Annotated in this window: 16 protein-coding genes; 5 read left to right on the forward strand and 11 right to left on the reverse strand. The window is 62.1% G+C overall.

Annotated features, from left to right (window positions below):
- Position 1: 1 nt before the first annotated feature.
- Positions 2-1,870, forward strand: a complete 1,869-nt coding sequence (locus HNP33_RS04395; protein WP_184705666.1) for an ABCB family ABC transporter ATP-binding protein/permease — start codon at positions 2-4, stop codon at positions 1,868-1,870.
- 61 nt (positions 1,871-1,931) lie between these two features.
- Here HNP33_RS04395 and HNP33_RS04400 read toward each other — a convergent pair whose 3' ends face one another.
- Positions 1,932-2,378, reverse strand: coding sequence for a polyhydroxyalkanoate granule-associated phasin (locus HNP33_RS04400; protein ID WP_184705668.1), 447 nt, complete (start codon positions 2,376-2,378; stop codon positions 1,932-1,934).
- A 343-nt stretch (positions 2,379-2,721) separates the two neighbouring features.
- Here HNP33_RS04400 and HNP33_RS04405 point away from each other — a divergent pair, with 343 nt between their 5' ends.
- A complete protein-coding gene (locus tag HNP33_RS04405; protein ID WP_184705670.1) occupies positions 2,722-2,928 on the forward strand; it encodes a 4-oxalocrotonate tautomerase in 207 nt (68 codons plus the stop codon).
- Positions 2,929-3,762 (forward strand): creatininase family protein, encoded by an 834-nt coding sequence (locus HNP33_RS04410; protein ID WP_184705672.1) that lies wholly within the window; start codon positions 2,929-2,931, stop codon positions 3,760-3,762.
- A 67-nt stretch (positions 3,763-3,829) separates the two neighbouring features.
- On the opposite strand, the gene HNP33_RS04415 is transcribed toward HNP33_RS04410, so the two are convergent.
- The 8 genes from HNP33_RS04415 to HNP33_RS04450 all read right to left on the reverse strand — a co-directional run bounded on the left by HNP33_RS04415 (position 3,830) and on the right by HNP33_RS04450 (position 11,477).
- A complete protein-coding gene (locus HNP33_RS04415) occupies positions 3,830-4,819 on the reverse strand; it encodes a glycosyltransferase family 2 protein (protein WP_184705674.1) in 990 nt (329 codons plus the stop codon).
- A gap of 118 nt (positions 4,820-4,937) precedes the next feature.
- Entirely contained in the window at positions 4,938-5,906 is a 969-nt protein-coding gene (locus tag HNP33_RS04420) for a threonine dehydratase (protein ID WP_184705676.1), read from the reverse strand.
- A 14-nt stretch (positions 5,907-5,920) separates the two neighbouring features.
- Entirely contained in the window at positions 5,921-6,661 is a 741-nt protein-coding gene (locus tag HNP33_RS04425; protein ID WP_184705678.1) for a VOC family protein, read from the reverse strand.
- Entirely contained in the window at positions 6,658-7,611 is a 954-nt protein-coding gene (locus HNP33_RS04430) for a PhzF family phenazine biosynthesis protein (RefSeq protein ID WP_184705680.1), read from the reverse strand. The genes HNP33_RS04425 and HNP33_RS04430 overlap by 4 nt, the downstream gene beginning before the upstream one ends.
- A 23-nt stretch (positions 7,612-7,634) precedes the next feature.
- Entirely contained in the window at positions 7,635-8,549 is a 915-nt protein-coding gene (locus HNP33_RS04435) for a PhzF family phenazine biosynthesis protein (RefSeq protein WP_184705682.1), read from the reverse strand.
- 80 nt (positions 8,550-8,629) lie between these two features.
- Positions 8,630-9,271, reverse strand: coding sequence for a glutathione S-transferase family protein (locus HNP33_RS04440; protein ID WP_184705684.1), 642 nt, complete (start codon positions 9,269-9,271; stop codon positions 8,630-8,632).
- Positions 9,272-9,383: 112 nt separating this feature from the next.
- Positions 9,384-10,571, reverse strand: coding sequence for a PLP-dependent aminotransferase family protein (locus HNP33_RS04445; protein WP_184705686.1), 1,188 nt, complete (start codon positions 10,569-10,571; stop codon positions 9,384-9,386).
- Positions 10,572-10,880: 309 nt separating this feature from the next.
- Positions 10,881-11,477 (reverse strand): LysE family translocator, encoded by a 597-nt coding sequence (locus tag HNP33_RS04450; RefSeq protein ID WP_184705688.1) that lies wholly within the window; start codon positions 11,475-11,477, stop codon positions 10,881-10,883.
- Between the two features lie 241 nt (positions 11,478-11,718).
- On the opposite strand from HNP33_RS04450, the gene HNP33_RS04455 reads away from it, so the two are divergent.
- On the forward strand, positions 11,719-13,167 hold the full coding sequence (locus HNP33_RS04455; RefSeq protein WP_184705690.1) for a PLP-dependent aminotransferase family protein: 1,449 nt from the start codon (positions 11,719-11,721) through the stop codon (positions 13,165-13,167).
- Positions 13,168-13,439: 272 nt separating this feature from the next.
- Positions 13,440-15,032: a hypothetical protein gene (locus HNP33_RS04460; RefSeq protein WP_184705692.1), complete on the forward strand. Its 1,593-nt coding sequence runs from the start codon at positions 13,440-13,442 to the stop codon at positions 15,030-15,032.
- Positions 15,033-15,135: 103 nt separating this feature from the next.
- Here HNP33_RS04460 and abc-f read toward each other — a convergent pair whose 3' ends face one another.
- Together abc-f and HNP33_RS20835 are read right to left on the reverse strand one after the other, a co-directional pair.
- Complete coding sequence (abc-f, locus tag HNP33_RS04465; RefSeq protein WP_184705694.1) at positions 15,136-17,046, reverse strand: ribosomal protection-like ABC-F family protein; 1,911 nt, start codon at positions 17,044-17,046, stop codon at positions 15,136-15,138.
- Between the two features lie 134 nt (positions 17,047-17,180).
- A partial coding sequence (locus HNP33_RS20835; protein WP_221451980.1) for a hypothetical protein occupies positions 17,181-17,472 on the reverse strand: 292 nt, incomplete at its 5' end.

Consider the following 17,472-nt stretch of genomic DNA (forward strand, 5'->3'; position numbering starts at 1 on the left):
CATGCGCCGTTTTCAGGAAGCCTCTCTCCCCGCAAGCCCTAGCGAAACCAAGGGTAAACCCGAATCTCGTGATGGAGAAACCCTCAAGCGCCTGCTGCCCTATCTGTGGGCTTACAAATGGCGCGTGATGGCGGCCCTGCTGCTGATGGTGGGGGCCAAAGTTGCCAATGTGGGCGTGCCGGTGCTGCTCAAGCATGTGGTGGATGCACTGGGCATCCAGCCCGGCAGCGCCCAGGCGCTGCTGGTGGTACCCGTTGGCCTGCTGCTGGCCTATGGCGGCCTGCGGTTGCTGACTTCGGTGTTTGGCGAGCTGCGCGAGCTGGTGTTTGCCAAGGCTACGCAGGGCGCAGCGCGCTCCATTGCCCTGCAGACCTTCGAGCATTTGCACGGCATGAGCCTGCGCTTTCATCTGGAGCGCCAGACCGGCGGCATGACGCGCGATATCGAGCGCGGCGTCAAAGGCGTCGAGTCGCTCATCTCCTATTCGCTCTACAGCATCGTGCCCACCTTCATTGAACTGGTGCTGGTGCTGGGCATTCTGGCCATCAAGTTCGATGTCTGGTTTGCGCTCATCACCATCGTGGCACTGGTGGTCTACATCACTTTCACGGTTACGGTCACGCAGTGGCGCACCCAGTACCGGCGCGAGGCCAACCTGATTGATTCCTCGGCGCACAGCAAGGCGATCGATTCGCTGCTGAACTACGAAACCGTCAAATATTTCAACAACGAGCGCTTTGAAGCCGTGCGTTATGACGAGGACCTGGAAAAGCTGCGCCGTGCGCGGCTGAAAAGCCAAAGCAGCCTGAGCGTGCTCAACAGTGGCCAGCAGCTGATCATTGCCGTGGCGCTGGTTGCCATGCTGTGGCGCGCCACCCAGGGGGTGGTGGATGGCCGGCTGACGCTGGGCGACCTGGTGATGATCAACGCCTTCATGATCCAGTTGTACATCCCGCTCAATTTTTTAGGCACGCTGTACCGCGAGATTAAGCAGAGCCTTACCGATCTGGACCGCATGTTCACGCTGATGGACAAGGAGCGCGAGGTGGCCGATGCGCCCGGCGCGCAGCCACTGCAACTGCAGGGCGAACCCGAGCTGCGGTTTGACGATGTGCACTTTGCCTACCACCCGGACCGCCCCATCCTGCAAGGCCTGAGCTTTGCTGTACCCGCGGGCAGGACGGTTGCTGTGGTGGGGCCTTCCGGCGCGGGTAAATCGACGCTGGCGCGCCTGCTGTTCCGTTTTTACGATGTGCAGGCGGGCGCCATCCGCATTGCGGGCCAGGACATTCGTGAGATCACGCAGGACAGCCTGCGCCGCGCCATCGGCATCGTGCCGCAGGACACGGTGTTGTTCAACGACACGGTGGAGTACAACATTGCCTATGGCCGCCCCGGGGCCACGCACGACGAGGTGGTGCAGGCTGCCCAGGCTGCGCGCATCCACGGCATGATTGCTGCTACGCCGGACGGCTATGCCACGCGCGTGGGCGAGCGGGGCCTGAAGCTGTCGGGCGGCGAGAAGCAGCGCGTTGCCATTGCCCGCACCCTGCTCAAGAACCCGCCGATCCTGATTTTTGACGAAGCCACCTCGGCACTCGACTCCGCCAATGAGCGCGCCATCCAGCAGGAGCTGCAGCAGGCCGCGCGCGGCAAGACCACCCTCGTGATTGCGCACCGCCTGTCAACGGTGGTGGATGCCCACGAGATTCTGGTGATGGATGCAGGCCGCATCGTCGAGCGTGGCACCCATGCAAGACTGCTGGCGCAAGGTGGGCGTTACGCGGATATGTGGGCGCTGCAGCAGAACGAAAAGCAGGAGCAGATGGCCGAAGAGCGGCAGGAGCAGGAACAGCCTGAAAATTCCTGAATGCTATAAAAATAAGAGCTTTTGGCGCTTTTCCATGAGGCGCCAGAAGCTTTTTTTCGGATCAGGGCTTGCGTGTCCGCGACAGACGCTTTGCGTTGCTTACCGCCTTGGCGTGCACGGGGGTGATGCCTGCATTCAGTACATCGGTCACCGCATGCACCTGCTGCTTGACGATGCGCTTGGTGGCCTTGCCGACGCCGAATGGTGCGAAGGGGTTGCTGGCCGTGGGCGTCAGCAGTTCAGGGGTTGCGACCATGCTGGCAGCGGCCTGCCAGTACGAGGTGCAGGCCTGCGTCCACATGCCCATCCACGATTCGTAGAAGGCAACGACCTTCTCGCTACCCATGCGGTAGAACTCCTGCTGGTCGCGCACAGAAGGGCTTGGGCCCGCTGTCATCATGCGGCTCACCCGCTGGGCCACCACTTGGGGCGCAGCCCAGGAGAGCTCCAGACTTTTCGCTGCCAGCGACTGGGCGCTGGAGTTGCTACGGCGGGAGGAGGTGGACATGGTGAACTTTCTCTGAAAAAACGCTGATCCGATTTTAGAGAAACCGATTTCTGATAGTTTCTACAAATTGTCAGGGAAAGCTCAACAATGCTGACAGAGGCGAGCGGAGAAGGGGCATTCATGCCTATCGCAGGAGGAAGCCAGGGAGTTGGCCGCGCTATGTCAAAATCTCCCAAGATACTGCCTGGCCACGACAGCAGCATGAAAGCCCCCGGGCTGGCCGGTTGCCGCGTACCGGCGCTGGTGCTTGCTGCATGGCAGCGGCCCATGGCCTTCGCTGCTGCGCCGCATGGAGCGCAACAGGCAGGATGGCCGCGATTGAATGACCAACGGAGACCCTTGCATGCCAACCATTCGTGTAGAACTGTTCGAGGGCCGTACCGTGGAGCAAAAGCGCGCGCTGGCCGAAGCCTTGACCGAAGCCACCGTACGCACCCTGGGCGGATCGCCTGACGGCGTTGATATCGTCTTCTTCGATGTACCGCGCCACAACTGGGCCACGGGCGGGCGGCTCTGGAGCGATCAGCAGCAACAGCAACAGCAGCAGTAAATGAGCACCGTCAACTGGTCATCGCGCTGGTGGAAAGACATCAGCACCCGAGAATTCACTGACAGCGAGGCCGTTGGCCTGGCTGCGCGCACCGTGGCGGTGTTGCCGGTGGCGGCCATCGAGCAGCATGGCCCGCACCTGCCCGTGTCGGTCGATGCCACTTTGCTGAAAGGCATTGTGGATGCAGCCATGCCCTTGCTGCCCGCCGATGTGCCGGTGCTGGTGTTGCCCGCGCAGAACGTGGGCCTGAGCACGGAGCACCTGAGCTTTCCAGGCACCCTGAGCCTGCCGCCTCGGCTGATCATCGATCTGTGGACGGCCATGGGCCAGGCCGTGGCGCGCGCGGGCATCCGCAAACTGCTGATGTTCAACACGCATGGCGGTCAGGTGGCGGTGATGGACATCGTGGCGCGCGAGCTGCGCATGGCGCACGGCATGCTGGTGTATAGCAGCAGCTGGGGTGGTTTGCCGCTGCCCGCTGCGGTCACCGGGTTGTTCAGCGCCGATGAGCACCGCTTTGGCATCCATGGCGGCGAGATCGAAACTTCGATGATGCTGCATCTGGCACCTGCGCAGGTGCGCATGGAGCATGCAGGCTGCTTTCATTCCACATCGCAGGACCGCGCGAGGCGCTTTCCCATTCTGGGTAACGGCAAGAGCGCCAAGATGGGATGGGCCATCGAAGATTACAACGCCTGCGGGGCCGTTGGCAACGCGGCGGGCGCCACGGCTGAAAAAGGCAAGGCCGTGGTCGATGCTGCGGCGCAGCAACTGGCCCTGCTGCTGCAGGAAATACACCAGCTGGATTGGCGCGTTACCCAGCCGCCGCGCTGAGATCGCCCGCAGGCGCTTAGAACGTGTTTACGATCTCTACGCAGCGCGAGGAGATCGTAAACACGTTCTAAGGCAGTGCCCCTGTGCTGCGCTGCGAATTGGTAGGTTCCGCCGCTACATCAAAGGCAATGAAGGCCAGGCACAGCTGCACACCCAGAATGAGGGGCAGCGCGCTGAACATGACGGTACCCGCAGGCGTGACCATGCCCATTGCAAGCGATTTGCCCCACTGGTACAGGCCAAACCCCATTCCCCAGCCAATCAGGCCCAGGCCCAATGGCAGCTCCAGGGATGCGACCGACATGCCGCGCAGGTAGTAGTTGTAGAAAATGCGTTTGCAGAAGTTGCGGATATGGCCCGCGAAGAATTCGCCCAGGATCTGGGTGATCTTGAGGTTGCTGAATTCCGTCTCGTATTTGGCGTCCATGGGCACGTCCACAACAACGGCGCGCACGGTGTTCAGCCGGAACAGCATGTCGGTTTCAAAGAAATAGCTGCGACTGATCTTGTGCAGGGGCAACTGGGCCGCAGTGCTGGCAGCGATGGCGGTGTAGCCATTGGTTGGGTCAAAACTGCTCCAGTACCCCGACGAGAACTTGGCCATGAAAGACAGCACCGCATTGCCCAGGATGCGGATCTTGGGCATGCGCGATATCTTCTCCAGGTTGTAGAAGCGGTTGCCCTTGGTGTAATCGGCCCGGCCACTGACAATGGGCGCCACAAAGCGCGGCAGCAGGCTCGGGTCCATCTGTCCGTCGCCATCGATCTTGACGATGATGTCAAAGCCATCATCGATCGCCGCGCGGTAACCCGCCATCACCGCGCCGCCCACACCCAGATTCACCTCGTTGAACAGCACGCTCACGCGGGGATCGCGGTTGTTCTCCTGCACGTAGCGGCCACTGCCGTCGGGGCAGCAATCGTCAACGACATAGATGCGATCCACCTCCGGGCCGATGGCCTGGATGACCGCAAGGATGTGCCGCGTAACCTTGTAGCTGGGAATGACGACAGCAATGGTGGAGGCGGGAGGGGGCGATGTGGTGGATAGGCTCATGGTGGGTCGCAAGGTCTGCCGCTGCGGTGGGCAGATCCTCGCTGCTGGCGTGCTACGCGTCTCTCAAGCGCCCGATTGTTGCACAGCTGGGCCCGGCTAGCGGCTGCGGCCGCTTGTGTCATGGCGCCAGTACCTGTGCAAACACCGCCGCATCGACATTGCCGCCCGTCAGGGCCAGGCCCACCGTCTGCCCTGCAATGGCGGCTCGCTCCTGCAGTGCGGCGGCCAGCGCAGCGGCGCCCGCGCCTTCAGCCACGTTGTGGGTGCTGGTGAACAGCAGTTGCATGGCGGCGGCGATTTCATCGTCGCTGACCGCCACCACGCGATCGAGGTGCTGGCGCAGGATGGCGAGCGCCTGTGGGTCGGCCCGGCGCACGGCCATGCCGTCGGCAATCTGTGTGGTGACCGCAGCCTCCACCACCTCGCCAGCGGCAATGGAGTCGCGGTAGGTGGTGGCACCCGTGCTGACCACGCCGACGATGCGCACCGGGTGCTGCAAGGCCAGCTTGGCTGCCACCGCCGCGCAGGCGCCGGAGCCCAGGCCAATGGGCACGTAGGCCGTATGCATATCGGGCACGGCGCGCAGAAACTCCCACCAATAGGTGCTGACGCCGCTCACCAGGTCTGCATGGAAGCTGGGCACCATGTGGGCGCCACGCTGCTCCGCCAGCGCAATGGCATGCTCGCGCGCAGCCTGAAAATCATCCCCATGCTCGATGAGGCTGGCGCCCAGCGCACGCATGGCGGCATTCTTTTCGACGGAGTTGCCATGCGGCACCACGATGGTGCAGCGCACGCCATGGCGGCGCGCAGCCCAGGCGATGCTCTGGCCGTGGTTGCCCCGGGTGGCGCTGATCACTTCGGCAGGCAAGGTGTTGCGGACGGCCATCTGCGCGAAATAGGTCAGACCGCCGCGGATCTTGAAGGCACCCACCGGCGTGTGGTTTTCATGCTTGAGCCAGCAATGGGCGCCGAGTTTTTCGCTCAGCAGCTGCCAGTGGTATTGCGGCGTAGGCTGAAACTGGTCGTAGACCACGCGGGATGCGGCTTCGATATCGGCGAGGCTGGGCAAGGCGGAATGCGGCATGGAGGCTCCGGCTGTCATTGTGGCTGGGGCAGGGCTGTGGCGCGACTGCGTAGCGTTACCCGCCCTTTGGGGGTTTGCAGGTGTGCGGCCAGGGCAGGCTGGGCGCTGATTTGCACCTGTATCGGGGTATTCACCGGCAGATTCAGCGCCAGCAGGGCGGCGCGCAGTGCATCGGCCTGCGGGTGCTGCAGCTCCAGGCCCAGCAGTTGCACGCCTTGGCCCTGCATACTGGCTTCGGGGTGGATGGCGCCCCAGCGGATCAGGGTGGGCAGGCAGCCGCCCAGCAGCCGCTGTCCGTCGCTGCGCAGCCCGATCTGCCATTCGAGCAGGCCGCGTGGCGTCTGCCTGCTGGCCGCCTGCGGCGCGCCCGCAGGCAAATCCAATGCGTGCAGGGCCTCGGTGCTGGCAGCGATATCGGGTACGCGCGCCACCCAGTGGATCAGCTGCGGGCCATGCTGCGCGACCGACGCATGCAGCCAGGCGGCATCCATGTCGAACCAGCGCTTGTCAAACGGGGCGGAAGGTGGAGCGCCCTCGGGATCGATCGCAATGATTTCGAGGTACGAGGCCGCAAACGCCTCGCTGCTGGTGCGCAGGAGGCGGTTGTGCGTGCCCATGAAGGCGTGGCGGCCGCCCGCCGCGGGCGTGACGCCCAGCGTGTCTTCGCACCACTGCACGCCTTCTTCCAGCGTGGCGGCCATGACCACCAGATGGTCGAGTTGAGCGATTCTCGAAGTGGAGGTGGGTGGATTCATAGCTGCACCGTGCCGCTGATGCAGGCAGTGACCTGACCGCCAACCCAGACCTGGCCGCCCCCGTCCTGCGTGATGAATACCTGGCCTGCCCGGTCCATGTTGATGCCCTGGCTGGCGGTGTAGGGCGCTTCGATGTGGCCGTCGGCCAGCAGCCATTGCGCGAGGCTCGCGTTCAGGCTGCCGGTGATGGGGTCTTCGCTCATCGTGGTGCCGGTGTCAAACCATACGCGTACTTCCAGGTCGGGGTCGGCCGCGGTGGCGGGATTGGCGGGCGCACTGCTTGAAAACGCACGGGCTTCGCGGCTGGCTCGGCCGATCAGGGCCCGGCCAGCCTGGGGGTAGCGCGCTGCCACGGCCAGCTCTGCGCCCAGTGCATGCAGGGCTGTCACATCGGGTTGCAGCGCAAACACGGTATCGGGTTCATCGACCAGAAGGGCCCAGAACAGCGGGCCGTTGTTCAGCTTTTGCCGGGCGACGACCTGGTCCGCACGCAAGCCAGCAGCCTGTAGCAGGGACATGAACTCGGCATCGCTGATGCTGCTGCGTTCAAGTGAGGGCGCGGCAAAGGCCAGCTGGCCGCCTGCGTCTGCGTCTGTGGCGTCGGTTTGCGGATTCATCCGCAATGGCACCAGCCCCTTGGCGCATTCCTGTACCACGGTGCCGGGTTTGCGGGGCTTGCCGCCCGCAGCCAGCCAGGCGTAGCAGCTGCCCAGGGTGGGGTGGCCCGCAAAAGGCAACTCGCCGCCCGGCGTGAAGATGCGCACGCGGTAGTCGGCTCCTGCCTGGGTGGGCGGCAGCAGAAATGTGGTTTCTGACAGGTTGGTCCAGCGGGCAAATGCCTGCATGGTCTCGTCGCTCAGGCCTTCGCCGTTGAGCACCACGGCCAGCGGATTGCCGCGGTACGCGGTTTCGGAAAACACATCGACCTGCATGAAGGCGCGTGTACGCATGGGGAACTCCCTTTCTTGAAGATTCAAAGAGTGACGTGGCCCGTCACAACGCTGTGCACCTGGCCTTGCACCCAGATCTGGCCGCTGGCATCGGCCATATTGGCCATATCAGCGATAAGGCGCATACGGCCTGCACGGCCAATCGCTGCGCCTTGCTGCACGCGGTACGGCAAGGCAATGTGCCCGGCAGCGCTGAGCCATTGGGCCAGGCTGGCGTTCAGGCTGCCGGTGGCGGGGTCTTCGGCAATGCCATGGGCGGTCAGTGTGATGCCGCGCACTTCCAGTACGGGCTCGGCACTGTCGTCTGCGCCACTGCCCTGCGGGTGGATGGCGCACAGCCCGGCTTTGACGCCCAGCGCACGCAGCGCAGCCGCATTGGGCAGGGCGCGCGGCAGGATATCGATATGGCGCATCAGTAGGCCCATCCAGCGCGATCCGTTGTCCAGCCACTGGGCGGCGATCAGATCATCGGCCTGCAATTGCAGAGCAGCGAGTACCTGTGCCTGCAGATTGGCAGGCACGTCGCTGCGCTGCAGTGGCGGCGCGGCAAATGCCAGACCCTCCATGCCCGAGCTACCGGGGGCAGCAGCGCGCGCAATGGTGACGAGGCCCTTGGCGCATTCCTGCACCACGACCTGGTTTCGGCGCGGCGTGCCGCCCGCGTTGAGCCAGGCCTGGCAACTGCCCAGGGTGGGATGGCCCGCAAAGGCCAGCTCGCCCGCCGGGGTGAAGATGCGCACACGGTAGTCGGCGCCAGCGGCTGCGCCTTCAGCCGTAGGCGGCAGCAGAAAGGTGGTTTCCGACAGGTTGGTCCAGCGTGCGAAATCCAGCATGGCTGCATCGCTGATGCCTTCGCCATCCAGCACCACGGCCAGCGCATTGCCTTGCAGGGCATGATCGGCGAAGACATCGAGCTGGGTGAATCGGCGTGGGTGCATGGCGGTATGTTTTTTTTTGCTATGGAAATTGAATAGATGGCGCGTACCAGTCGTGCGCTGCTGGCTAATTTTCTTTGAATTTACTCAAGGGTGACATCGAGCACGCCCCGCGTGGATGGCCGGGCCAGAAGTGCGGCAAACCAGCGTTCCACCTGTGGGTAGTGGGGGCGCTGGTAATCGGCGGCGGGCAGGTTCCACCAGCGGTGCACGTCGCAGGCTACGGGGATGTCGGCCATACCGAAATGGTCGCCCTGCAGGTAGGCGTGGGTGGCCAGATGCCGGTCCAGCAGCTGCAGCAAAGGCTCCATCGCGGCAATGGATGCAGCGATCTTCTGCGCATCGCGCTGCGCCGGGGCTACGCGGATGAGCTGGATGAAGGCATCGCGCCCGGCGGGGTTCAAGGTGGTCTGTTGCCAATCCATCCAGCGCTCGGCATCAAAGCGCTGGGCCAGGGCTGCCGGATACAGCACGCCGGGCGAGTAGCGGGCGCACAGGTAGCGCACGATCACGTTCGACTCGAACAGGCTCACCTGGAAGGCGCCTTCGCCGTCTTCGATGGCTGGCACCATGGCATTGGGGTTGCGGGCCAGAAACTCGGGCGTATGCGTTCCACCAAATTTGCCGCCGGTGTCGATGCGCTCGAACGGCACCCCCAGCTCTTGCGCGGCCCAGACGACTTTGCGCACATTGATGGATGAGATGCGGCCCCAGATTTTCAGCATGAGTGGCTTTCGGATGGTGATGGGAGAGGCTTTGCCCGGCGCTCAAGGCTGGGCCCTGGGCAAAGCAGTGGCCAGGCCTTTGCAAGGCAATCTGGCCAAATGGGTGCAGAGTCTATTGCTGCGCCAAGGTGGCGCGCACGGTGTCGGCCAGGGCCTTGATGGCGATGTGGATCTGCTCCTCGGAGGCCGTCACATACGACAGGCGCATGGTGCGGTGGTCCGGGTTGGCCGCGTAGAAGGCAGAGCCGGGCACATAGGCCACGTTGCGCTCCACGGCGGCGGGCAGCATCTTCACGGTATCTATGCCTTGGGGCATGCGTATCCACAGGAACATGCCGCCGATGGGCCGGGTCCATTGCACATCGAGGCCCGCAAAATGCTGCTCCAAGGCGGCCAGCATGGCGTTGCGCTGTTTTTTGTACATCGCGCGAATGGTGGGCACATGCCGGTCCAGGAAGCCGTCCTTGATCACTTCTGCCACCATGCGCTGGTTGAAGCTCGGGGTGTGCAGGTCAGCGGCCTGCTTGGCCTGCAACAGCTTGGGGTAGATGGCCTTGGGCGCCACGATGTAGCCCAGGCGCAGGCCCGGAGCCAGCACCTTGGAGAACGAGCCCAGGTACAGGCCGCCTTCCGGGTTGCGGGCGGTCAGCGGCGCGGCGGGCTCCTCGTCGTACCACAGGTCGCCATAGGGGTTGTCTTCCAGAAACGGCACCCCCAGCTGGGCAAGGCGCTCCACCACGGCCTGGCGACGGACGTCATCCATGGTGCGGCCCGTGGGATTCTGGAAATTGGGCAGCAGATAGATCAGGCGGGCCTTTTGCGCGCCTGTGCCTACCTTGCGCTCCAGATCAGCGGGGATCATGCCGTGTTCGTCGCTGTCCACGCCCACCACTTCCGGCTGCTGGGGCGAAAAAGCTTGCAGGGCGCCCAGGTAGGTCGGTGTTTCCACCAGCAAGCGGCTGCCCTCGTCGAGCATGATCTTGCCCACCAGATCCAGCCCTTGCTGCGAGCCGGTGGTGATCAGTACCTGGTCCGGGCTCACGTCCCATGGCAGCTGCTGGGCAATGAATTCGCGCAGCGGGGCGTAGCCTTCGCTGGCAGCGTACTGCAGCGAGGAAGCGCCGTCCTGCAGCAGTACCTTGTTCGCAGCGCTCTTGAAAGCCTCGATCGGAAAGGTCTTGGGGGATGGAAGGCCCCCTGCCAGGCTGATGATGCCGGGCTTTTCGGTCACCTTCAGGATCTCGCGGATCACCGAAGGGTTCATGGTGGAGGCACGTTTTGCCAGGGTCCAGTTATTCATTTTCTTCCTCGTCTGGGTGCGCCGCCTGCACGGCGCATCGCCAAATACATCAAATCAAATACTCAAATGACAAGGCTGTGAAACAGCGGCTCTTGAGGTTGCAAAGGGGCGGTTGCCGGGCGTCCGGGAGTGCGCTCGGCGGGCGGCTACCGCCTGCCAGCTTGTGGCTGGCGTGTTGATCATCGTCATTGTCCGTCTGGTGGCAGGGGCACTGGACCGCCATGCGGAGCTCCGCCTTGCCATCCCGGCAATCTGCAGCCATGGGACGGCGGGGGTTAGGGTGCGGTGTACTGTCATCATGGGGCTGGCTCAGGCTTTGATCATCCAGACGGCAGTCAGTACCAGCACCAGTGCCATGGCGCGGTTGAACCACAGCAGGCGCTGGCCCTGGGCCAGCCAGGTACGCAGCAGCGCGCCGACAGATGCATACAGCAAATTGCTGGCAAATGCGTAAAGCAACATGATGGGCACGACGATGGCCAATCGCATGAGCTGGTCCTCGAACCCGACAATCCAGCCTGCAACAATGGCCAGGGCCAGCAGCCAGGCCTTGACGTTCACGAACTGCAAACACACGCCTTGCCAAAAACCGATCAAGCTGGCGTCCTTGGCCTCGGCGAGCTTGCCGCTGCCACTCAACTTGTAGGCCAGCCACACCAAGTAGGCAATGCCAACCGCCTTGATGGCGGTTTTCATCACTGGTGCGGCCATCACCAGCGCGCCGACGCCGCTCGCGCATAACAGCAGCAACGCGCACCAGCCCACCGGAACGCCCCATACAAAGCGCATGGCAGGCCTGAGCCCCCAGTTGGCGCCCATGGCGGCTGCCATGGTGGTGTTGGGCCCGGGCGTAAAGCTCATCGCCGTGGCCAAAACCAAAAAGGCGGTGAAATCGACAACGGTCATGGTGGTAGTCATCTTTCGGTCGAACAGATCAGCGGATTCGTCATTCTGGCAAGCGCCGCACCACCACGGCATCGCTGCCGGGACAGGGTGGCAAGCTCGCCACGCCTGAGGGGCCGCGAAAGACGATCGGGCAATTGCCGCTCGCTGTACTTGTGATTACTATAGAGGCGAGACCAATACAGTACCAATACAGATGTACTGCCAAGTGCGCAAACTGTATTGGTGCCAACGCTGATACACCATGCTGACCCGCGATACCACCCACACGTTGACCGACCAATTGGTAGCCCGTTTTGCTGAGCGCATCCGTTCACGGCTGCTGCCTGCAGGCACACGACTGCCCTCGGTGCGCGCCTGTGCCGTGCAGCAAGGTGTGAGCCCGCATACGGTGGTGGCCGCCTACGATGTGCTGCAGGCGCAGGGCTTGATCGAATCGCGTCGCCAACGCGGTTTTTATGTGCGCGATTATGTTGAAAAATCGGTAAAAGCGACCGCAAATAAAGCGCAGGATGCTATCAAAAACAAAACACTGAAAGATGCCGTATCGCTTTCCCTGCCTGCGGCGTCGGCGCGTATCAATGCCACATCGCTCATCCGCGGCATGATGCACAAGGCCACGCACCCGCAGCCGGGTGCGGGCATGCTGCCTGCCGATTGGCTGCAGAACCAGTTTCTCCAATCGGCGTTGCGCAAGGTGGTGGGGCTGGAAGAGTTGCGGACCATGTCCTGGGGCTACGGGGTACCCATGGGCGACGAGATGCTGCGCGGCCTGCTGGCAGACCGGCTCAAAACCCTGGGCCTGCCGGTCATTGCCGACCAGGTGATGACCACCGTGGGCGCGACACAGGGCCTGGACATCGTCAGCCGAACGCTGCTCAAAGCTGGCGATGCGGTGATGGTGGAGGAGCCAGGCTGGTCCGTGGAGTTTGCCCGTCTGGCTGCATTGGGCATGCAGGTGCTTCCCGTACCGCGAGGCGCGGATGGCCCGGATCTGGCCACAATGCGCCGCTATTGCGAAACCCATGCGCCCAAACTCTATGTGAGCGTGAGCGTGTTGCACAACCCCACCAGCTACAGTCTGCGCCCGGCGTCGGCACACCATATATTGCAGTTGGCCAAGGAATTCGGCTTTTATGTGGTGGAAGACGATACCTACAGCCATATCGCACCTGAGCATGCCACACGCCTGTCGGTGCTGGACGGCTTGCGCCGCACCATCTACATCAGCGGCTTTGCCAAGATACTTGCGCCCAACTGGCGCGTTGGCTACATGGCGGCTCCGCCCGATATGGTGGACCGGATGCTCGATACCAAGCTGCTGTCCACCCTCACCAGTCCAGCCATCATGGAGCGCGCCATGGCCTTGTGCATCGAAAACGGCCAACTGCGCCGCCATATCGAGCGTGTGCGCAACCGCCTTGTGCAGGCCAGAAAGCACAGTGTGCAACTGGCCCAGCAGGCGGGCTGCCAGTTTGTGACCGAGCCGGCCGGTATGTTCGGCTGGGTCGATACCGGCATGGACACCGAAGTGCTGGCCCAGCGCATGCTGGACGAAAACTACCTCATCGCCCCCGGCACCCTGTTCTACGCGAGCCGCCAGCCCTCCACGCTCATGCGCATCAACTACGCCTGTACGCAGGATGCGACGTTCTGGCACACCTACCAAAGGGTGCGGGCGGAGTTTCCATAGGCAGATGGCGTGCCAATGCCCTGAGTGTCTGGAGCGAATCAATTGCTATCAAAACTGAAGTTATGGTGCGCTCTGGGCAATTGCTGGAAAGACATTGGTCATTAATCTCTATTCTCCCGATAAGATAGAGAAAAATGATCGCAGACCCGTAGGGCAGACAATCCATGGGTAGGTGAAGCAAATTAGGTTTGCTATGGTTTTTGAATGCCGGGTGTTCTCTATAGATGCGCTGGCGACCGATTTTTATTGAAGAAACAAAAAAGGGGATTCTCATGAAAGTACGCCGCGCATTGCAGGCGCTATGTATTGCAGCCAGCTTGGTGGGGGCCGTGCCCAGCCAGGCAGCGCGCAGTTTCACCCCGCAGCCAGGCACCTGGGTGGTAACGAGCGAGCTCAATGGCAAGCCGGGGCGGGGCCTCGCGATCGACGTACAGGGCAATGCATTTCTGATGCAGGTGTTTGCATACGAGGCGTCGGGTGCGGCAACCTTCTACACGGCCATGGGCACTTTCGACGGAAATGCCGTCACGGCTCCGCTGATTCGCTATGTGGGCGGGCGCTCATTTGGCAGCGAGCCGCGCTCTGCTGAGCTGCGTGAATCTCTGGGGAATGTGGTGTTGCGTTTCACCGATGGCCTGCGCGGCGTCGTGCAGTTTCCTGGCGAGCCGGAACTGGCAATCCAGCGCTTTGCTGCGATGAGCCCGGAATTTGAAGCCTCGTATGTGAGACCAGCCACTGTCTTGCCGCGCAGTTTTCGAATGGTGGCCTTGGCTGGCGACGGTCAGCCAGCCATGGCTTGGGAGGCGCAGCTGGTCAGTGTTGCTAGCGGGCAGCGCCAATTGCTGTTGAAGCGCACGGCTGCTGAGGTCAGCGCTTCGCAGCAGGTGCTGGCGTGCGCGCGGCGGGAGTCGATGGACGCTTATGACTGCACCGCCCAAGAGCCGGCAGTGGTGGCTCCTTCGGATGTTCGAGTGAATCATGCTTCATTTCGCATTACGGGGCCGGACGTGCAAGGCGTGGTCGAGACGACTGGCGCGGTAGGTGGGCGCTTTGGGGTGCAAGGTGAAGTGATGGTGGGAGGCTCCATCAGTGCATGGGGTGACTGCGCGGATGGCTCTTACACCTACATGCAGGATATTTCCTGCTACTCCGGCGATGTTCAGGTGCCTGCCAATGGCACGTGGATAGTGACCGATGAAATCAATGGCAAGCCCGGGCGAGGAATTGCTGTCGACGTACAGAATGGCCTTGCGATTGCGCAGGTGTTCAACTACCTGAGCAATGGCAACACAACCTTTCACATGGGAAGCGGCAGCTACGAAGAGCAGGAAGTGCGGATGCCCCTACAGCGATACGAAGGTGGGCGAGCCATTGGCGGGCCCATGCAGTCCGCTGTCCTGGTCAACAGCCCGGGCGACATGACGCTGGGCTTCTACCGCCTGGATGACCGCACCAAGCGTGGCATGCGCACAGAAGGCGTCGTTCAGTTCCCCGAAGAAAAACAGAAAAGCACCATTCGCCTGGTGCTGGAAGACCAGTCCACACTGGCTCGCAGGCTCAGTGGCCAGTGGTTGCTCAACTTCCAGCCGTCCAACGGACAAGCGGGCACGCCAATGGCGCGGATAACCACCTTCCAGCAGGAGCAGGGTGATGTGGTGACCAGCACCGATGGCGCTGTGCAGTGCCGGCCGGTACAAAATATTGCAGCATCGGCCGAAATCATCTGCGACTGGCATGCGGATGCCGGCAAAGGCGCTGTGCTGGGGACGGCGCATTTTGCGCTGCAGCCCAATAACCGCACCACATCCGCCATGCGCATTCGGGATCAACATGGTAATTTGACAGGGCTGGGGGCGTGGGAGTAAGCACGGCAGCAGAAGGCCGCGTGGCACGGCGGCCATGATTTCATCAAGCAAAAGGCACACCAGCGAGCTGTTGGTGTGCCTTTTGCTTTTGAGGCTTCGGGAGCTAGCCTGCCAGCGCTTCCCAGCGCATCAGCGCTTCCAGCAGCTCCTCTTCAATCACGGCATCGCGCTGCTGCAGGCTCACGGCACGCTCGTAATCGCTGTTGTAGAGTGAGCCGTCGGACAGCTCAGCCTGGATCGCTTTCTGTTCGGTCTCCAGAGCCTCGATGCGAGCTGGTAGCTGATCGAGTTCACGCTGGTCTTTATAGCTGAGCTTGCGCTTGGGCTGGGCCGCAGGCGTGGTGGCAGACGCAGTGACTGGCGCCGGCGCCGCGGCTTTGGCCTCTTTGGCGGCTTTGCTGGCCTGGGCACTGGCTTGCTGCTCGGCAATATCGCGCGCGCGGCGAGACTGGATCAACCAGTCCTGCACCGAGCCTTCGTATTCGCGCCAATGGCCATCGCCTTCTGCGGCAATGATGCTGGTGACCACATTGTCGAGAAAGGTGCGGTCATGGCTGACCAGGAACACCGTGCCATCGTACTGCTGCAGCAGCTCTTCCAGCAGATCGAGCGTATCGATGTCGAGATCGTTGGTTGGCTCGTCCAGCACCAGCACATTGGCCGGGCGCGCAAACAACCGGGCCAGCAGCAGGCGGTTGCGCTCGCCGCCTGAGAGGGAGCGCACCGGCGAATTGGCTCTGGCGGGCGAGAAAAGAAAATCGCCCAAATAGCTCTTCACATGCTTGCGCTGGTTGCCGATCTCTATCCATTCGCTGCCAGGGCTGATGAAATCCTCCAGCGTTGCGTCCAGATTGATGGCATCGCGCATCTGGTCAAAATACGCCACCTGCAGATTGGCACCTTGGCGGATGCTGCCGCTATCGGGCGCCAACTCGCCCAGAATCATCTTCAGCAAAGTGGTCTTGCCCGCGCCATTGGGGCCGATCAGGCCTACCTTGTCACCGCGCAGCACCGTGGTGCTGAAATTGCGCACAATCTGCCTGTCACCGAAGGCTTTGCTCACATTCGTCAGCTCTGCAACGATCTTGCCCTGGTAGGCATTGCCCATCCCTGAAGCAATATCCATCTTCACGCTGCCCAGGGCCTCCCGGCGCGATTCACGGTTGGCGCGCAACGTCTTTAAGCGTTCGATACGGCTTTGGCTGCGTGTGCGGCGTGCCTCTACACCTTTGCGGATCCAGACCTCTTCCTGAGCCAGCAGCTTGTCGGCCTTGGCGTTGATCACCGCCTCCTGGGCTAATTGCTCTTCTTTTTGAAGCAGATACTGCGCAAAATTGCCTGGGTAGCTGCGCAACTCACCACGATCCAGCTCCACAATGCGCGTGGCAATTGCATCCAGAAAAGCGCGGTCATGGGTAATGGTGACCACGCTGCCCTTGAACTCCTTGAGCAAATCTTCCAGCCAGGCGATCGAATCCAGATCCAGATGGTTGGTCGGTTCGTCCAGAAACAAAACATCAGGCCGGGCGACCAAAGCCTGGGCCAAGGCCACCCGCTTCTTGATACCTCCGGAAAGCTTGGCTACAACCGCCTGACCATCCAGATGCAGGCGTTGCAGCGTCTCCTCTACCCGCTGTTCCCAATTCCAGGCATCATGCGCTTCAATCTGCGATTGCAGCGCGTCCAGATCCTCCCCTTCAGCAGCAGCAAAGTAGCGATCGCGGACGGCGGTAATCTCGGCCAGTCCATCGGACGCCGCCTGGAAAATCGTGTGCGCTGGATTCAGATTCGGCTCCTGCGCCACATACGCGATCCGTACGCCGTTCTGCACCTGCAAAGACCCGTCGTCGGCTCTCTCCAGGCCGGCAAGAATCTTCAGCAACGAAGACTTGCCTGCGCCATTGCGGCCGATCAGCCCAACGCGCTCCTGCGATTCCAGGGAGAAATCTGCGTGATCCAGCAAAGCAACATGGCCAAAGGCCAGCTGCGCATCTAATAAGGTAATCAATGCCATGTTGGCCCTATTATCTGGTGTGCCGGGCGCTGGCCTTGGATGAGGGGGATCAGTGGGCGATGCCATGCAAACTGCGGCAGCGCTGCCATCGCCAAGTCATGCAATGCGGGTTCAATAAAAAATTTTCGCCAACTTCACCCGTGCATGGTGGAAACCCTATACAATACGATCCATCGACAGCACAACGCCTTGCGAAGCTGCCAGACTCGAAAGAGCGCGGTTCGCAAGGTTTGTTTTTTGGTGTTGGCGACAAGTTGAGGTGCAGAAGAATTTGTTTGCAGCTTGATGAAGTTGCAAAAACCTGTGCTACAATGCAAGGCTTCGCTGATTGCAGCGAGTTGGTCCAAGAGGGCTGGTGAGATCGAGAGATGCTTGCTGGTGGTGTTGGATAGGTCTTTAAAAATTAACAGCCGATAAGCGTGGGCG

The organism is Comamonas odontotermitis (genome assembly GCF_014207855.1).
GTDB classification, from domain to species: domain Bacteria; phylum Pseudomonadota; class Gammaproteobacteria; order Burkholderiales; family Burkholderiaceae_C; genus Comamonas; species Comamonas odontotermitis_A.